Below are 16,204 nucleotides of genomic sequence, written 5' to 3' on the forward strand. Positions count from 1 at the left end.
TTCTTAGCGGGCCTTGGCCTCGTCCATGGCGCTGCCGATATCGAGCGCGACCATGCGCAGCAACTCGTCGTTGCTCAGCTCCGTCATCAGTGCCTCGCCGCCGCCATCGATGACCTGGTTCGACAAACCCAGTTTGCCTTCGACGAGGGCGTCGATCTTCTCCTCCACCGTACCACGGCAGACGAACTTGTGGACCAGCACGTTGCTCTTCTGCCCGATTCGATAGGCGCGGTCGGTCGCCTGATTTTCCACGGCCGGGTTCCACCACCGATCGAAATGCACGACGTGCGATGCTGCGGTCAGGTTCAGGCCTGTGCCTCCCGCTTTGAGCGAGAGCACGAAGAATGGCGGCCCCTGCTCGAGCTGAAAGGCCTCGACCAGCGCCGCGCGTGCCTTCACCGCGGTGCCGCCGTGAAGCACCAGTCCGGGACGCCCGAAAACGCCTTGCAGAACCTGCGCGAGCGGCCCCGTCATTTCCTGGAACTGCGTGAAGACCAGCACCTTCTCCTGGCGCGCAGCGACCGCCTCGCACAATTCCCGCAGGCGTGCGAACTTGCCGCTGTCGTGCGGTCCGTACGCGTCGTCGCCCAGCCATTGCGAAGGATGGTTGCAGATCTGCTTGAAGCGCATCAGGAAGGCCAGGACCAGGCCGCGCCGTTGGATACCCTCCAAGGTCTGGATCTGCGTGGCCAGCGCGTCGACCGCCTGCTGATACAAGCTCGCCTGCAGCCTGCTGAGTGCGCAGTACGCCTTGACCTCGGTCTTGTCGGGCAGGTCGGCGATGACCCGCTTGTCGCTCTTCAGGCGTCTCAGGATGTAGGGTCGCACCAGGCTGCGCAGCGGCGCGTAGTCGACGTGCTCCCTGCTCGCCAGGCTGCGCACGAAGCGGTTGAAGGTCGCAGCGGGGCCGAGCAGCCCCGGGCAGATGAAATCGAAGAGCGACCACAAGTCGCCGAGCCGGTTTTCCACGGGCGTGCCCGTCAGCGCGATGCGCACGCGACTCCTGAGCGCTTTGATCTTGCGCGTCTGCTGGGCCCCGGGATTCTTGATGGCCTGTGCTTCGTCCAGCACGACCACCGACCATTGCACTTCGCCCATCCAGGCAAGGCGTGTCACGGTGCCATAACTCGTCACGACGACGTCGACGCCCGCCAACCGTTTTTCGGAGAGCACCGCCAACTCCTTGGTCGCCATCGCCGACGGATGCGCGACCAGCAGCCGCAAGTGGGGTGCGAAGCGCGCTGCCTCCGCTTGCCAATTGGCGATCAGCGAAGCGGGCACGACCAACAGATGGGGCCCCGGATCGCGCTCACGCTTGAGCAGCGACAGCAGACCGAGCACCTGAACCGTCTTGCCCAGGCCCATGTCGTCGGCAAGGCAGCCACCCAGTCCCAGGCGGTTGAGCAACCACAGCCAATGCACCCCCTTGCGTTGATAGGGTCGCAGCTGTGCCTTGAGTTCGGGCTGCGGATCGGTGGCCTCACCTGACTCGCCAGGCTCGCGCAGGTGCGCGAGCGTGTTGTGCAACCAGTCGCCCGCCAGGACCGTCGACCAGTCGGCGCTGGATTGCGCCAGCTCTGCATTGGACTTGGCGTCGATGAAGGCGCCCGACAGCAGGCGCATCCCGTCGAGAAAGGAAATACCGTCGGCGGCCGAGCGCTGCACCTTCTTCCAATGGGCCAACACGGCTTCCAGCTTTTCGCGGTCGACCTCGACCCAGCGTCCCTTGAGCCGGACCAGACCGTCGCCGGCCGCTGCCAATTGCTTCCTCTCCTCCTCGGAAAGCGCTTCGCCGTCGAGCGTGAGCTCGACGTTGAAGTCGAGCATCGTGTCCAGCCCAAGGCCCGAGGCGTGCTCACCCAGGTTCACCCGGACTTGCGGGCGCGGTGGGTGCCGCGGCTTCCACCAGTCCGGGATGCGAACGATCAGGCCGCTGGCTTCGAAGAGGGGCACGTTGCGCAGGAACTGGTATGCCTCGGGCGGCGACCAGGCCAGCGGATGAAACACCTTGCCCGCATCGACCAACGCCTTCAGCCACGGGCTTTGCTCGGCCGCCTTGTGCACCGGCAAGAGCAACTTCAACAGCCCGGCGCGATCCTGGGCCTCGGAATAGCTGTGCAGCGCTCGCCCCAGCGGCACATGCTGGACGCGAGCGTCCTTCGACACATGGCTCGCGCAGGTGGCGAGAAAGGCGAACGGTGCCTGCTCGTTGCCCTTGTTCTCGGCGAGATGAAAACAGACCCGGCCAACCAGGTTCCAGCTCGGGTGCTTGCCTCGCAACCAGGCATAGACCTCGCCACCGCCGGCGGCGATTTCCTCGCGCACTGCCGTGTGCAGGTCTCCCCACCATGCAGCGAGCACCGCGCCGTCGAGGTATTCCGCACCCGTCATGGGTGGCGCTGCGGCGGCCAGTTGTTCCAGCGCTGCGCGGGGCGCGGGCAACTCAACGCTCGCCCAGTTGTCGGCCAACGTGGCAAGGCCTGTCAACCGCACCATGAACAGATGGGCGAACTCGCGGCCGAAGGCAAGCGCGGGAGTCAGGACGCCGCCCAATTCCACCGCACCGAGCTGCAGCAAGCCATGCGCGCCGCTGCGATCGAAGGCCTTGCAAATGCGCGTGGCCGCGGGCGATTCCGGGGCCTCGGTCACGCCGCGCGCAGTCTCCAGGTAGGCCTGGCCGGCAGGCGAGATGGCAAGGTCCAGAGCCAGGCCAACGAGATCGCCCTGGGGGGCAGGCATATCGCGAGCGAGATCAGCCATGGGAAAATTTTCTGGCGCAAACGTCACCGGCCTGCGCAAGGGCCGCGCCTGCGACGCGCTGGCCTGTGGGGGGTGTTGGCCAATGTCGAACACGCCGCAGTGCCGTCACTTGCCCCCGTCCTTGATCCCCCGGCGGGGTGTTGGCACCGCCGCAGCGGGCTCTGGCACGTTCCTGCGAATCAATGTGGCAGCCAAAGGGTGTGGTGGCGAGCGCTCGCCGTGAAAGCGCCGCCGCGCATCCAGGCTCTCCATGCTCTGGCGCTGACAGAACGAAAGAGCAAAAGTGACACATTGAAGGGAAACCGACATCACGCGCATCCTCAGCTCGACAAATCGTCAGCGTCGATGTCGCGCCGGCTGTGCAAGACACGCTCGACTCTCACGACAGTGCCGATGACCCGGAAGAAGAGGATGCATGGCCCGTGCGTGCACATGCGCAGTCCCGCAGCCAGATCCTCACGCGCGGTGTAGCCACGAGGCATTTGAGTGATCTTCTCGGCCTGCTCGATCAATTCATCGATGAAGCTTGGGGCTCGACGTGGTTTGTCCTGGGCGATGTAGTCGCCAATTTCCAGCAGATCCGCCTCGGCCAGCGGCGAAATCTCACAACGCACCTGGTGGCGCGCCCTTGTCAGCCCAGTAGCGATAGCGAGACTTCAATTTGGCAGCTCCCTCCGAGAGCGGTCGACCTGGACCGCTGTCGATGCCGGCCTGAATGTCGGCGCGCAGGGCATCCAACTTCGCCTGCTTGTAGGCTGCTTGCTCTTCGAGCAAGCGCAGGCCTTCGCGGATGACTTCGCTCGCGCTCTGATAACGCCCGGAGTCCAGCTGCTGACGCACAAAACTCTCGAAATGATTTCCTAAAACGTAACTCGATGGCATGGCGGACCTCTGAGCTCCAGACTATCAAATACTGATAGTCGACACAACGGTGCCTTGCCGGGCTCCAGGGGAGTTGCCGCCCTTATCCCTCCAGCGCGAGCACCCCGCGCTGCCCTAACACCTCGTCGGTGGTCCTGACACGTGCGTAGCAAAAAAGGCATAGATAGCGGTACCTTATCCATGCCTGTTTTGGGCCTTGGCACGCGCGAGTTGACCGCCTGGTACGCCCGGCTCCTGGCCTGCTCAATGAGACGTACCACTTCAGCGAACGAGGTTTCGATGGGCTCGGGAGCCAGACTGGACCATGACCTGAGCGGCGAGCGCACGTGCCTTCGCCGTCGCTTTGCCGGAGTTCACGCTGATGTTCCTTTGCGAAATTCGTCCACCAGGTCACCGGCCCCGCGTTTGACGGCGAGCACAGGCGAGCCATTGCGCGCTGCCGAAACATGCGGCCCGAAATCTCTTCTGGCCCTCCGTGGTGAACCGCTGCTGTTTGAATGTGCAAATCATCGGGTGAAAAAACCTTACTCAGTCCTGATTTGACTTCCAAAACCCCCGCATCCCGGCAAGCCTGGACTCCCTCTCGGTGGTGAGGTACATCGACGTCGTCCCCACCGAGGCATGCCCCAAGTTGTTCTGCACGACCTGGATCGGCACCGGCGCCTGGCCCTCCCGGCCCTGCAGCGCGTGTGAGCCATGCGAATGGCGCAACCAGTGCGTGCTGGCCTTTCGCAGCTGCTGCGCGTCGGCACCTTCGAGGCCGCGGGCCGCCTGCGCGAGGAACGCCTTCATCGACTGGTAGAGGCCTGAAGCAGACCACGGGGTGGGTTTTTGGAGCACCGTGTCGAAGCGCGCGAGCAGGTGAATGCCCTGGTTGCTGACGGCACCGACGTGCCGCTCGAAACCATGCCGAGCCAATTCGCTCCCGAACTCATCGACCAGTTCGGCCGGTACCGGCACCTGGCGGCTCCTGCCACCCTTCCCGATGACCGACAACAGCCAGCCAGTGGCCACGCCCCCACCCGCCGTCCTGTAGTCGACCTGTTGCAGGTCCTCGCACTTCACGCTCGTGATCTCGGACAGACGAAGCCCTGTCGCGTAGAGCCAGCGCATGCTGCGCCGAAGCCGCCGCCCTGGTTCCGTGTCGACAAGGTCCTGCAGCAAGGTGTCGATGTGGTCCCATTGCGCAAACGTCAGGCTGCGGCTCGAGCCCAACGGGCGCTGCGGATTGGACGGCAGTGCCACGGCTGCGAACGGATTGCCCACCACATAGCCCTGACTCATCAGGAAAGCAAACAAGCTCTTCAGGATGATCAGCGACTGCCGCAGCGCCACCGGCGTCAGCGGTCCTTCGAGCGGCCGCCACAGCGGCGACCAGCGCTGGTGGTGCCGGGGTCCACACCAGGTCGAGGGCGGATCGGCAAGGAAGCTGCGGTACGCGGTGGCGTCTTCTACCGACAACGAGGACAGCGCCTTCTTGCGCTCGAGGATCGACCAGAGCAGAAGACGTTCGGCTTCCTTGCGGTATGAGCGCTGAGTCGGCGACAGGTCGCCCTCGACCTTGCCTGGACGCTTGGCGGCGAGCCATGCGCCGACGGCCTGGTGATCGTTCGCGGCCATCAAGAGGCACTTGGCATGTGGAGCGCGGAAAAGCCCTGCACTGCCGTCGAGCTCGGCCGGCAGCACGAACTTCTCGTAGGGTCGCAACGCTGTCGCCGCCGGCACCACCGCGGCCAGCGCCGCCGGCGGCAGCTGGGCCCGCGGCTGCGTGGCGTGCGCACCGACGCGCAAGCCGAGCACCGATTCGTTGGCCTGCAGCCAGTCCAGGATCCGGGCGGCCTTGAGTTCACCGACCCCCGGCACCTGCACCCACCAGCGCGCGCCGATGCCGTTGATGCGTTCGACCAGATCGACGACTGTCGGCACGCCGGCGCGTTCGAGCCGGGCCGCCAACGACGGATTGAGCCAGGCCGCCACGCGGTCGCCGGGCCGCGGATCCTGCACCACCAAGCCCTCGAGCCAGCGCAGTGCCTGCAGCTGGTGCTCGATGACGCGGGCGCGACGCGACGGTCGGGCACCGCCCTGCCCTCCTCCTGCGCCACCGCCCGGGTAGGCCGCTTCATAGGCCTCGATCTGCTCGGCCTCGGAGAAGTCCTCCAGGCCCTGGGCGGCGGCGAACTCGGCCAGGCTCGGCAGCGCCGGCGCCGCCGCGAAGCGGTCGGCATCCAGCAGGATCAGCCGCGCGGTGCCGGGCTTCTGCTCGCGCCGCGCAGCCGCGGCGAACTCGTCGCGGATCCAGGCGATCGTGCGCCGCACCGTTCTCAGGTCGGTGTGCTCGCCTTCGAGCCGCAGGTACCGGTCCCAACTCGCGCGCTCGTCCAGGCCCTGCGCCAGCGCGCGCATGAAGGCGAAATGACCACGGTGCAGCTTTCGGTCCGGCCGCACCTTGCCCTTTTTCGGGGTCGCGGGCGCGCCGTGCTGGTTCGTCACCAGAACTTCCACCAGGCCTTGCGCGGCGCGACCGGGTCCAGGGGCTCGAGCTGCAGCAGCTGGCTCTCGCGCAGGCGCTTGCGCCGCTCGACCTCGAAGGCGTGGGCGACGCCGAAGGCGCGCCGGTCGCCGCGCAGCGCCTGTGCGCGCCAATTGGCGGCGAGCTGCTCGAGGCGCTCGTCATCGAGGCTGGCGATCTGGGACGGCGTCGGCAACGTGGTCATGTTCAATAAAGGGCCGATTAAAACCTGGACAATTCGGCTGGAGGCTCGGGCGCGATGCCTGCAGGACAACACTCCCCGCCCCATTCATGGCCAAGCGGATGTCCTCTTCCGGGCGTTCCGGCGTGATGATTATCTACATAATCATCAATGCAGGAAATCGGATTCAGAATCGGAAAAACTTTGACACATCACTGAAAGTCCAATGAAATCAAGGACTTATAGGCCCGCTCCCGGAATATAAGCGAACAGGATCGGGGCGAACATCGGTTGATTCTTGTGGCGTGCCGGCCACGTTGGCCCAAGGCGCGCAGTCGCGGCCAGCAGCAGCTGACTCAGGGCGGCGCTCGGAGCAGCCGCGTGGATTTCCCAATCATCCTCACATTGAGCGTCTGCGACGGCTCGCCTGGCACGGGGCCGCCAGGTGCGCCCGGACGGCGTCCGCGGATTTGTCCGATCTCTGCCGACGCCCCAAGTTAACCGCGCCCGGACAAGGCCGCGCGCGTTGGCCAGGGGGGGAAAGCTAGAAGACAGGAACGCCGCGTCACGGTACTCGGCAGGCTGACCATTTGCTTGCCTTGATCGGGTGTGACCACGTGTTCGCGTCCTCTCGAGCCGATCAGCAGCTAACCCCCAGCGAAAGTGGGTGAGCGTTCACATTCCGGTTGCCATCAGGCCCGCCGCTGATGTGGGCCGCATTTCTGGCCTTGCCATCGGCAGCCAAAGTACAAACCGGTCCTCTTGTGCTGGACGACGCGCGCGGCGATGCGCTTGGCCATCGCCGTCTTCCGTCGTGCCCCCTGCGCAAGCGCCGCCTGCGCGGGAGGCCCTCAGGTTTCCCAGCGACGCCTGCGCCAACGCATCCGGAGAATCCCGCGCCGATCACGCAGACGCAGGGGTTTGTCCTCGAGCCGGCTCGCGCCGGAAGCGGGTCGCAGTCGCCGCCTCGCTTGTTGGCGGTTATGGACGCGCTGCCGGTGGGCGCGCCCCCTCGCAGAGGCTGCGCCGGGACAGGGAAAGATGGCGCCTACCTCGCATCGCGCAGACCACCCCCAGGCGGCGCAAGTTTCCCACTGGTACTCACATTTGCCCTGCCCTGCCCCTGCGGCGAGCCCTACCCCTGTGCGCGAAGCTTTCCCAACACGTCGGCGATGGCGGCCGAGATTGCCTCGGGGGGCAGGTCCGCGATCGGGCCGGGCAGCAGGGAGATGGTCACGCCGCCATCCGTTGCCAGCTGGCACGACCCCAAGGTCTTGCCCTCACTCTGCACCGGGATCTTCTGCGCCTTCAGCACCGAATCGAGCCCCAGCAGGCGCGCCACCACCACGGCCGGGGCGAGCTTCTGGCCGCGCAGCTTTTCGGCCCGCTTGAGCACCCCGCGCTTGTCCTGCTCCAGGCCCGCGTTGAGCTGCGCCGCATGTCGATGATTGATCTCCAGCGGACTGCGGAAGCACTCGACCACGGCCGACGGGAGCTGCGCCACCATCAGCGCCTTGTTGACCCAGGTGTGGCTCACGCCCAGCTTCTCCGCGAGCTGGCGCTGGCTTGGGAACAGCTGCTCGTCGATCGCGCGCAGGTACATCTGGCCCTGCTCGTAAGCCGAGAGATCGGCACGCTCACGGTTTTCACGGTCCATCGCCGCGAACAGCTCGGCATCGCCCAGCTCATCGGTCCAGACAACCGCCAGGACAGGAATGCCCAGCTCCAGGCAGGCACGGTGACGCCGATGCCCGAAGACCAGCTCGTAGTGGTCGGCTTGGTCGGGGACGGCCCGTACCAGGATCGGCTGGACGTTGCCGCCGGCCTGGTCGATGTCGGCCTTGAGGCCCGCGAAATCCGAATTCTTGAACGAGTCCGGGTGGCGGTTGGCCCAGCGGGTGGGCTGGATCTTCGAAGGATCCAGCTTGCGTGTCGGGGTCGAGCCGTCGTACTGGCGAAGACGCTCGCGCAGCGCGGAGAGTTCGCCCTCCACCGCTTGGATCTGGCCGCGAAACGCCAGCATCTGGCCGGGTCCGGTGCGCGGCGCGGGATGCCCGACCTGGGCCGGTGGAAACCTGGTTTCCACGAGCGGCGCGGCGCCGGGGAAGCCTGGGGGCGCCGGCGCGGCCGGGGCTGCGCTTGGCGCGGCGGCCGGCAGCACCTCAGGGATCGACAAACCCGCTGTGAGGGCTTCGAGTCGCTTGCGGGTATTAGCCATGTTGAACCTCCATGGGGGTGGAAACCTGGTTTCCACCGACGTTGCGGCGGGGCGAACGGGGCCCTGTGCCGAGCCGCAAGAACCGTGTGCGCCAGGCGGCGTGGAAACCTGGTTTCCACGCCTGAGGCGTTGACGCACGGGTGACCGTGGAAACCAGGTTTCCACTGCTGCTGCGACGTATGGCGGACTCCGAGTTCTTCGGACAAGCGGCCCGTGCGCCCGCCCGCGCGGCCTCTCCCCAGGTGCCGTGACATGCAGAGCATCCCGGCAAGTCGCCGCCGAAGCGTGGCCGGCGCGCCGACAACGCCGGCGGCGTGGAAACCTGGTTGCCACCCCCTCGGCGAGCCGAAACTGTCTCCGCGTCGAGCGGCCACATCCGCCTGTGCCGAGAACCGTGGCAACCTGGTTTCCAGGTGTGCGGCGCCAACGGCCGGCCGCATGTGGAAACCAGGTTTCCACCGATCCTGCGCTGCCTGGCGCAGCAGGGGATCTTCGGACAAGCTGGTCTTGCGCCCTTCCCCGCGGCCGCCCACCGGATCCCGCGACGCGGCCGGCGCTTCGCCCGATCGCCGCCGAAGTACTGCCCCTGCGCCATCATGAACGGCGCCGTGGAAACCTGGTTTCCACCGGCTGCGATCGTGTTTTCTGAGGTTCCTGAGTAGCGGCTCATTGCACTTGGGCCTTGTCCTGCCAGGCACTTACCACCGACTGTTCAACCAGTTCCACAAATGAGTCGTAGGCGTCGACCGCCCGCTTGTAGGTCTTGGCGGCGCCCTCGTACTTCTGCACGTCATAGACGGTGGCGAACTCAGCCGCCTTGTTGCTGGTCACGCTGGTCTTCGGAATCTCCACCGGCAGGGTGTATTCGCCGTAGGTGGCCTGGATCCACTGGCGCACCGCCGGCGTGGCCGGGTCGCTCGGATCCACCCGGCTGAGCAGCACATGCAGGAAATCGAAGGCCTTGCCCGCACGGTCGCCGCTTTGCGCATCCAGGTTGCCACCCAGGTCGGCCAGCAGCGACCAGAATTGCGCCGAGGATGCAAAGTCCAAGCCCGACGGGGGCACCGGGACGATGATGCCGTTGGCGGCCCAGAGCGCGTTGATGGTGACGTACGACAGCGACGGCGGGGTGTCGATCACGATCACGTCATAAAGATCGCGCACGCTCTCCAGGCCCATGTTCAGCACGTCCCAGAACTTCGCGCCGGGCTCCTGCATCTGGCGTGCCGGCAGCGCGAACTCCGCCGAGAAAAGGAACGGGGCAGCGGCCACCAGATCCAGGCCTTCCCAGTAGGTCGAGCGGATCGCATAGCGGATGTCCGATTGACTGCCGTCACACAACGGCGCGATCGTCATGTCCTCCGTGATCTCGGCTTCGGGGAGCAGGCCGTGCAGGGTCGTCAGGGATCCCTGCGGATCCGTGTCGATGGCCAACACCCGATGGCCGCGCAGACTCAATCCCTGGGCCAGGACCATCGCGGTGGTGGTCTTGGCCACGCCGCCCTTGAAGTTACCGACCGCAATGGTGAAGGCCTTCTTGCCGGCAGGGCGCATCTTGTCGGCGCGGTAGGTTCGCGTCCACGAGCGCAGCTCATTCAACTCGAAGATGCGCTTGCCGCCGGCTGGCGTCAGGCGACCGGAAGGCAGGTCCTCCTTGGTGATCCGATAGGCAACATGCGCCTTGTCGACGGCGCACAAGGCGGCCAGTTGCGCGGTAGAGTAGGTCGGTGCAATCTTCCTGGCCTCCGGCGCCAGCAAGCGGCCCCGAATCTGCTCGACCATGGAGCTCGCGCGGGTCGCCAGGGCCGAAATGCGCGGCATGTCGATGCTCGCACGGGCGGAGGAGGGCAGGGCAGTGAGGGGAGGGGTGGAAACCTGGTTTCCAGCCTCGGTGGGAACGGGCAGCGCCATATTTAAGAGAACCTCATTCGACGGAATCCGGCGATTCTATTGGAATCCGTAGAATGAACAAGATACGCGAACAACAGCACTGGATTGGGAGTGCGAACTGTGAGAGCGTTTGGGGACCAAGGTGAGATCCCTTGGGATTTCGGCCCCTGCGCAGCGCCCCGGCAGAGCAGATACCGGCCAATCCGGTGGGGCAGGGGGCTTCAAGGCCGGAGAGGCCGGCGTTCGGCAGGGGCCGCAGGGCCGAAAACGCGCAGGTTGGGCGCCGCACCCCTTGTCCACTCACGTCAAATCCCAAGCATGCGCACGTTGCGGCACTCCGTATCCCATCCGACCTCACATTCAATCCCAAACTCTCTCACACGAATTCCCAGACGTACTCACGAAATGCTTCGCAAGTGCTTGTCGGGCTTCGAGAATCTGGAGCACCAACTCTTCAATTCCCTCAAGTGTTTGGTTTCAATGTCTCAAGACACACGCTGCGGAGATCTGTGAATTGACCAATTCACAAACCGGAGGCATGATGTGAAACCGTTGATCCCCTGAAAGAGGCCCATGGAAGAGGGCGAAGTTCCGCGACAGCCGCCCAAGCCAGCGCCACCGCCGGACGAACAGAGCGTCGCCAAGGCGAACGAGGCCATCGCGATTCGCCCCAAGCGCGGCCGCTTGACGTTGCTGTCCCGGCGCATCTACAACGCGCTGCTCTACCACTCGCAGCGCCAGGGGGTGGACGAGCCCGTCTACAAGCTCGCGCTCAGCGAGCTGATCGGCGATGCGCGCTTCAACTCCAACAACACCGAGCTGCTGAAGTCGCACCTGCGCGACATGCAGGCAACGACCATCGAATGGTCGACCAGCGGCCCCAGCCTGAAGCGCTGGGTGTCGTCGCAGCTGCTGGGCACCGTCACCATCGAGGAGCAGGGCAGGGGACGGCCCTGCACAATCTCCTGGCGCTACCCGGAAGAGATCCGCGAACGGCTGGTCAAGCCCCACCAGTACACGCGCGTGCTGCTGGAGATCAGCGCCCAGATGCGCAGCTACCCGGCGGCCGTGCTCTACGAGATCGGCGCACGCTACCTGACCTCACCCAGCCGGCTGTCGATGCGCGAGGACGTTTTGTGGTGGGCGGCTGTCCTGACCGGGCGCAGCGACATCACGGAGGTCGACTACCGCTTTCTCAAGCGCGACGTGATCAGCAAGGCGCTGGCCGAGATCGAGGCGCTGTGCGAGGACTTCAGCCTTGAGCTCATCGAGCACAAGCGCGGCCGGCGCATCGAGGAGATCCAGTTCCGGGTGGTGCCCAAGCTGCAGCAGCGCCTGGGTGCCGCCGACGACCCCAGCCGCAACGTCTTCGACCTGGAGCTGGTCGGGAAGCTGATCGCGCTCGGCCTCAAGCAGGACGAGGCCCAGGACCTGTATGCGACCACCGACGAAGGCCAGCTGCGCGGCACGCTCGAGCATGTGGAGCAGCGGCTTCGCAGCCAGACGCTGCCGATGCTGAAGTCGCCGGCAGCGTATTTCAAGGACGCCCTGAAGAAGGGCTATGCCGGCGTGAGGGGAGCGGTCGAGCCGGCCGCGCCGGCCGCCCTGCCTTCGCCGTCCCAGGCACGCCCCGCGGCCGCGCTCGGCGACGAGGATCGCACGCACCGGATCCGGGAGCTGTGGGAGAACGATCGCATGCAGAAGGCCAAATCGCTCTACCTGGAAATGCCCGAAGCCATGCAGGCCGAGATGCGCTCGCGCTTCGAGGCCGATCGGCTCGACCAGATCGCCGTGCCCATCGCCCGGGCCTGGCGGCGCGACGGGCCGGCCAGTCGGATCGCGGCCACCACCTTCCATCGATGGCTGGCCCAGGTCACCTGGCCCGAGGAACCCTCCGACCGGGTGCTGCTGGATTTTGCGCTGGCACAGGGCGTCGCCGGCATGTGACCGGATTGGCGGGGCCATCCTGGCTGGTCCGTCGCATCGGCCGACCACCGCGCAGAGGCGCCGCAGCTTTCACGAGGTCAGGCGCCTTCTCGTGGGGGGCGCCTACCCGTTGCAGCACAAGATCCACCAGAACGTCTTCATCGTGCTCGTGCTTCGCACCTGGGACTCGTTGAGCAAGGGGTGCATCCACACAGCGCCGTGCTTCGAAGTTTATCGGTGTGAGCACACGCTTGGGCTTCAACGCAAGGCGTAGCTGGAGGCGACGTCTGCCGATCTGGTCGAGAGATCGTGCTGCCAAGCGCTCGCGTGTCCCGTTTTCGGGGGGGGGGTGGGGCAGGGCGCCGGTCCGCGAAACTGTATGGGACTGAGATACGGTGGCGTCCGACAGCAAGCCAGGCAGGCGTCCGGCTCGACCCATCTCGCGTGGGCTCCGTAACATGGCGGATGCCCAAGCTCCTGATTACCTCGGCAGGCAAGACGGGCCTGGTGGACCTCGGACCGATGGAAACCACGCTGGGCCGCGGCAAGCACAACGACGTCGTGCTCAGCTCCATCTTCGCGAGCCGCACGCACGCCGTGATCGTTGTCGAACCCGCGTTCACCATCATCCAGGACCTGGGGAGCCAGAACGGGACCTTTGTGAATGGCGAACGCGTCCAGACGCAGGTGCTCGTCGACGGCGATGTCCTGAACGTTGGCGGATGCGAGCTGCGCTTCATCGCCGCAGAGCAGGAGTTCAGCGAAGTGGAGGCTCGCCGTCTTTCGTCGATTCCGAACTGGATGGAGGACGCGGACGGCAGCGATGAGCCGACGGCGCCGGACAAGCCATTCAAGACGCAGGGCAAGGGATAGCCGAGCCATCCGGTGCAGGGGTGTTGGCTTCCCAGACGCTGACAGAGGGGCGAGAGCGCGATTCCACCGGGACCCTGGCGCTGCCCATGGCAGCACGTTCCGGCCGGCCGGCTTCCCGGTGCAGCTCGTCGCGGGCGAAAGTAAGTCATTGCTTGTTGCCCCGGGTCAAGACGCGATGGCGACCAAGGAAGCTGCCAGAAAATGGGTAAAATGGGCAAAACCTGTAATTTCAAGGATTTGCGATGGCCGTCCACACTGCCTCTGTCCGACCCGCCGAGATCGAGCGCCTGACGCGCGATCTGCCGTCGTTCTCCGCCACCAAGTTGGCCTCGGGCATGCAGACGGTGAGCAGCACGGTGATGGCACGAGGCGCAGTGGTGATCACGCGCCATGAGAAGCCATCGATGGTGTTGATGTCCGTGGAACGCTACCTGGAGCTGGAGCAGGCGTCGGAGCCGAACCTGGAAGCGCTCACGCACCACTTCGACGACATGTTCGCGCGCATGCAGGGCGAGGCGGCCGCACAGGCCATGGCCGACGCGTTCGCCATGGATCCCGCCGAACTCGGTGTGGCGGCTGTTGCCCAGGCGGCGACACGCCGCTGATGCCGGCACGGATCTTCGTGCTGGCCGGCGTCAACGGCGCCGGCAAGAGCAGCGTGGGCGGCGCCGCACTGCTGCAGAAGAAAGTGGACTACTTCGACCCCGACCTGGCCGCCCACGCGCTGCTGGATGCCAACCCGGGACTGTCGGCCGAGGCGGCCAATGCCCAGGCCTGGGAGTTCGGCCGCAAGGGGCTCGAGCGGGCCTTGGCGGAGGGACTGAACTTCGCCTTCGAGACGACACTGGGCGCCAGGACGATTCCGCAGATGCTGCTCGACGGCGCGCGCCAGGGGGCGCAGGTCCATCTCTGGTACGCCGGGCTGTCGTCGCCGGAGCTGCACCTCCAGCGCGTGCGGGCGCGGGTGGCGGCTGGCGGCCATGACGTTCCCGAAGCGAAGATCCGTGAGCGCTACGAGACCAGCCGCGCCAACCTGATCCGGCTGTTACCGCATCTGGTGAGCCTGCGCGTCTACGACAACAGCGCCGAAGGCGATCCGAAGGCCGGGCAGCGGCCCCAGCCGCTGCTGCTGCTGCACATGGACGGCGGGCGCATCGTCTCTCACATCGCGCTCGACCAAGTGCCGCAGTGGGCCAAGCCGGTCATGGCCGTGGCGCTGGGGCGATCCGGCGAGGCCTGAGCCTGGACGCGTTGCTCACGCCTTCCCGGGCGCGAAATCGAAGCGATGTCTTGTTAAACATCGATTCTGCGGAAAGGGGAGCGGCCAACAACCTCGTCGGCCAGACCTCGGCGAAGGCGCCATGTTCTTCAGGTTCGTCCCCATGCTGCTTTGCAGACCCTTCCTGTGTGGGACTAGACAGGCGCTGGGATGCCCCACTTTGAAGGGCAGCACCCGGCAAGCTCCGTCATCAGCCTCTGTGGCGCGCTTGTCGCGTACCGCCGTGTTGCGCAGGCGCGCCTCGCGCATCGGCCCGCACTGAGCGCGCCGGGCCGCTTGCACGCCGTCACGCCAGCCTGGTGAACCCGTCGGCGCTCCAGCGCTCGCGGCCGACGCCGTGATGGACGAAGAAGAGTCCCTCGGGGTCGTACTGATCCTTGACCGCCCGCAATCGCGGATCGTTCGGTCCCCAGAAAGACTTCCGCCAGGCGGTCTCGAAGAAGTTACTTTCCGCCACGTAGGCGCCGGCATCCGGAACGAGCTTGCGCAACTCATCCATGGCGCGCCCGATGGCTTGCGCGCGTTGGCGAGCCAGGCCGGCATCGGGCTCGTGAACCTGCGACGCCCGGGAAGGCAGGCCCTTGCGCTGCCGCGCAGATCACCAGCGCGAAGGCATCGAGCACCGCGGGGTTCATCGCCGTGTCCTGAGCGGCAGCGACCGCTTCGTCAGGAGCGCCCGCGAGGCCCTTGTTGACGTGCAGGGATACGTTCCAATTCCGGCTCGCGGCCGACAACGCGTCACATGGAGATTGCCGCCGGTCTTGGCCCAGCAGGGCCGTGGGAAGCCAGGCGGACTGATAGCCGTGCAAGACCTGGCCCGCCTGCCCCTGATCGTCCGGCCAGAACACATTGCCTTGCGGTGCATCGGGGCGGTCGTCCGTGCTGATGAAACCGAGCAGCCTCTTCAACAGCGGTGCCCAGAAGCTGCGAGCGCAGCTCGACACGATCTTCAGTGGTGAGACTCGACCTCGAAATCCGCCGGCGCGCCGGCGACCGAATCCAGGAACGGTTGCCAGATCGACATCGCCTCGGCTCGGCTGAGTCCCTGGACACCATCGCAATCCTGAGCACGTTGTCGGGGCGCAGGCGGATCTGTTCGCCCCAATGCGGATTCAGCAGGCTCCGGCTGTAGAAGTCGGCGATCATGCCGACCAGTCGGCGGAACGCCGTCGCTGAAGTGGCCTTGATCGTGATGTTCACCGCGCCGAACGACCCCGGCAGTTCATGAACCCGCAACGTGAGCCGGGTGACAACGCCCAGGCTGCCGCCTCCGCCACCCTTGAGGCCCCAGAACAGTTCCGGATTCGTGCAGGCGTTGGCGATCCGAACGGCCCCGCGAAACTCGCTTCAAGGCAGCCTCGATTCTGCTGGGTTATGCCTGCGTCTCGAAGGAGCGGAACTGGCGAGGATTCGGGTTCGACTTCGCGGAGTACGGTCATCAACCGGGTGCTGCTGGCAGAGCGGATCGGTGCCCAGGACCTCGCCCTCTCGCTCGAGCAGGATGCTCTGCTCGATCCGGAAGGCGTATGCAGCCTGACACTTGAGGCGCCGCGTGAAGTCGACGGCTGAGGAATCGATTCTCCATACTTGGAAGGCTCTGCATCCTTAGGACCGGTGCCCGACCGACACGAGAGCGCCATGCCAACGTGCGCCGCGAGGGCAGGTGTCGGACCACCCTTGACCAAC

Annotated in this window: 14 protein-coding genes; 5 read left to right on the top strand and 9 right to left on the bottom strand. The window is 65.9% G+C overall.

What is annotated here, in order from left to right:
• Positions 1-3 precede the first annotated feature (3 nt).
• The 7 genes from AC3A6X_RS20750 to AC3A6X_RS20780 form a co-directional block, all read right to left on the bottom strand.
• Positions 4-2,760: a DEAD/DEAH box helicase gene (locus tag AC3A6X_RS20750; protein WP_487843964.1), complete on the bottom strand. Its 2,757-nt coding sequence runs from the start codon at positions 2,758-2,760 to the stop codon at positions 4-6.
• Positions 2,761-3,080: 320 nt separating this feature from the next.
• The gene (locus AC3A6X_RS20755) at positions 3,081-3,374 is read right to left on the bottom strand and encodes a type II toxin-antitoxin system RelE/ParE family toxin (RefSeq protein WP_487843965.1); all 294 of its coding nucleotides are present in this window, start codon (positions 3,372-3,374) and stop codon (positions 3,081-3,083) included.
• The gene (locus AC3A6X_RS20760) at positions 3,364-3,642 is read right to left on the bottom strand and encodes a type II toxin-antitoxin system ParD family antitoxin (RefSeq protein ID WP_487843966.1); all 279 of its coding nucleotides are present in this window, start codon (positions 3,640-3,642) and stop codon (positions 3,364-3,366) included. Before AC3A6X_RS20760 ends, AC3A6X_RS20755 begins: the two co-directional genes overlap by 11 nt.
• Positions 3,643-4,170: 528 nt before the next feature.
• On the bottom strand, positions 4,171-6,045 hold the full coding sequence (locus AC3A6X_RS20765; protein ID WP_487843967.1) for a site-specific integrase: 1,875 nt from the start codon (positions 6,043-6,045) through the stop codon (positions 4,171-4,173).
• 83 nt (positions 6,046-6,128) lie between these two features.
• A complete protein-coding gene (locus tag AC3A6X_RS20770) occupies positions 6,129-6,356 on the bottom strand; it encodes a hypothetical protein (RefSeq protein ID WP_487843968.1) in 228 nt (75 codons plus the stop codon).
• 1,111 nt (positions 6,357-7,467) lie between these two features.
• On the bottom strand, positions 7,468-8,493 hold the full coding sequence (locus AC3A6X_RS20775; RefSeq protein WP_487843969.1) for a ParB/RepB/Spo0J family partition protein: 1,026 nt from the start codon (positions 8,491-8,493) through the stop codon (positions 7,468-7,470).
• 723 nt (positions 8,494-9,216) lie between these two features.
• Entirely contained in the window at positions 9,217-10,461 is a 1,245-nt protein-coding gene (locus AC3A6X_RS20780) for an AAA family ATPase (RefSeq protein WP_487843970.1), read from the bottom strand.
• 552 nt (positions 10,462-11,013) lie between these two features.
• On the opposite strand from AC3A6X_RS20780, the gene AC3A6X_RS20785 reads away from it, so the two are divergent.
• The 4 genes from AC3A6X_RS20785 to AC3A6X_RS20800 all read left to right on the top strand — a co-directional run bounded on the left by AC3A6X_RS20785 (position 11,014) and on the right by AC3A6X_RS20800 (position 14,479).
• Positions 11,014-12,387 (top strand): RepB family plasmid replication initiator protein, encoded by a 1,374-nt coding sequence (locus AC3A6X_RS20785; protein ID WP_487843971.1) that lies wholly within the window; start codon positions 11,014-11,016, stop codon positions 12,385-12,387.
• 444 nt (positions 12,388-12,831) lie between these two features.
• Positions 12,832-13,239, top strand: coding sequence for an FHA domain-containing protein (locus AC3A6X_RS20790; RefSeq protein WP_487843972.1), 408 nt, complete (start codon positions 12,832-12,834; stop codon positions 13,237-13,239).
• 242 nt (positions 13,240-13,481) lie between these two features.
• On the top strand, positions 13,482-13,844 hold the full coding sequence (locus AC3A6X_RS20795; RefSeq protein WP_487843973.1) for a hypothetical protein: 363 nt from the start codon (positions 13,482-13,484) through the stop codon (positions 13,842-13,844).
• Complete coding sequence (locus AC3A6X_RS20800; RefSeq protein ID WP_487843974.1) at positions 13,844-14,479, top strand: ATPase; 636 nt, start codon at positions 13,844-13,846, stop codon at positions 14,477-14,479. The genes AC3A6X_RS20795 and AC3A6X_RS20800 overlap by 1 nt, the downstream gene beginning before the upstream one ends.
• A 325-nt stretch (positions 14,480-14,804) precedes the next feature.
• On the opposite strand, the gene AC3A6X_RS20805 is transcribed toward AC3A6X_RS20800, so the two are convergent.
• Both AC3A6X_RS20805 and AC3A6X_RS20810 read right to left on the bottom strand, forming a co-directional pair.
• Positions 14,805-15,017, bottom strand: a complete 213-nt coding sequence (locus AC3A6X_RS20805; RefSeq protein ID WP_487843975.1) for a BBE domain-containing protein — start codon at positions 15,015-15,017, stop codon at positions 14,805-14,807.
• Entirely contained in the window at positions 15,010-15,426 is a 417-nt protein-coding gene (locus tag AC3A6X_RS20810) for a hypothetical protein (RefSeq protein WP_487843976.1), read from the bottom strand. Before AC3A6X_RS20810 ends, AC3A6X_RS20805 begins: the two co-directional genes overlap by 8 nt.
• A 316-nt stretch (positions 15,427-15,742) precedes the next feature.
• Between AC3A6X_RS20810 and AC3A6X_RS20815 the strand changes: the two genes are divergently transcribed.
• On the top strand, positions 15,743-16,087 hold the full coding sequence (locus AC3A6X_RS20815) for a hypothetical protein (protein ID WP_487843977.1): 345 nt from the start codon (positions 15,743-15,745) through the stop codon (positions 16,085-16,087).
• Positions 16,088-16,204: the final 117 nt, after the last annotated feature.

It is taken from the genome of Variovorax sp. Soil_C_12, from assembly GCF_057657375.1.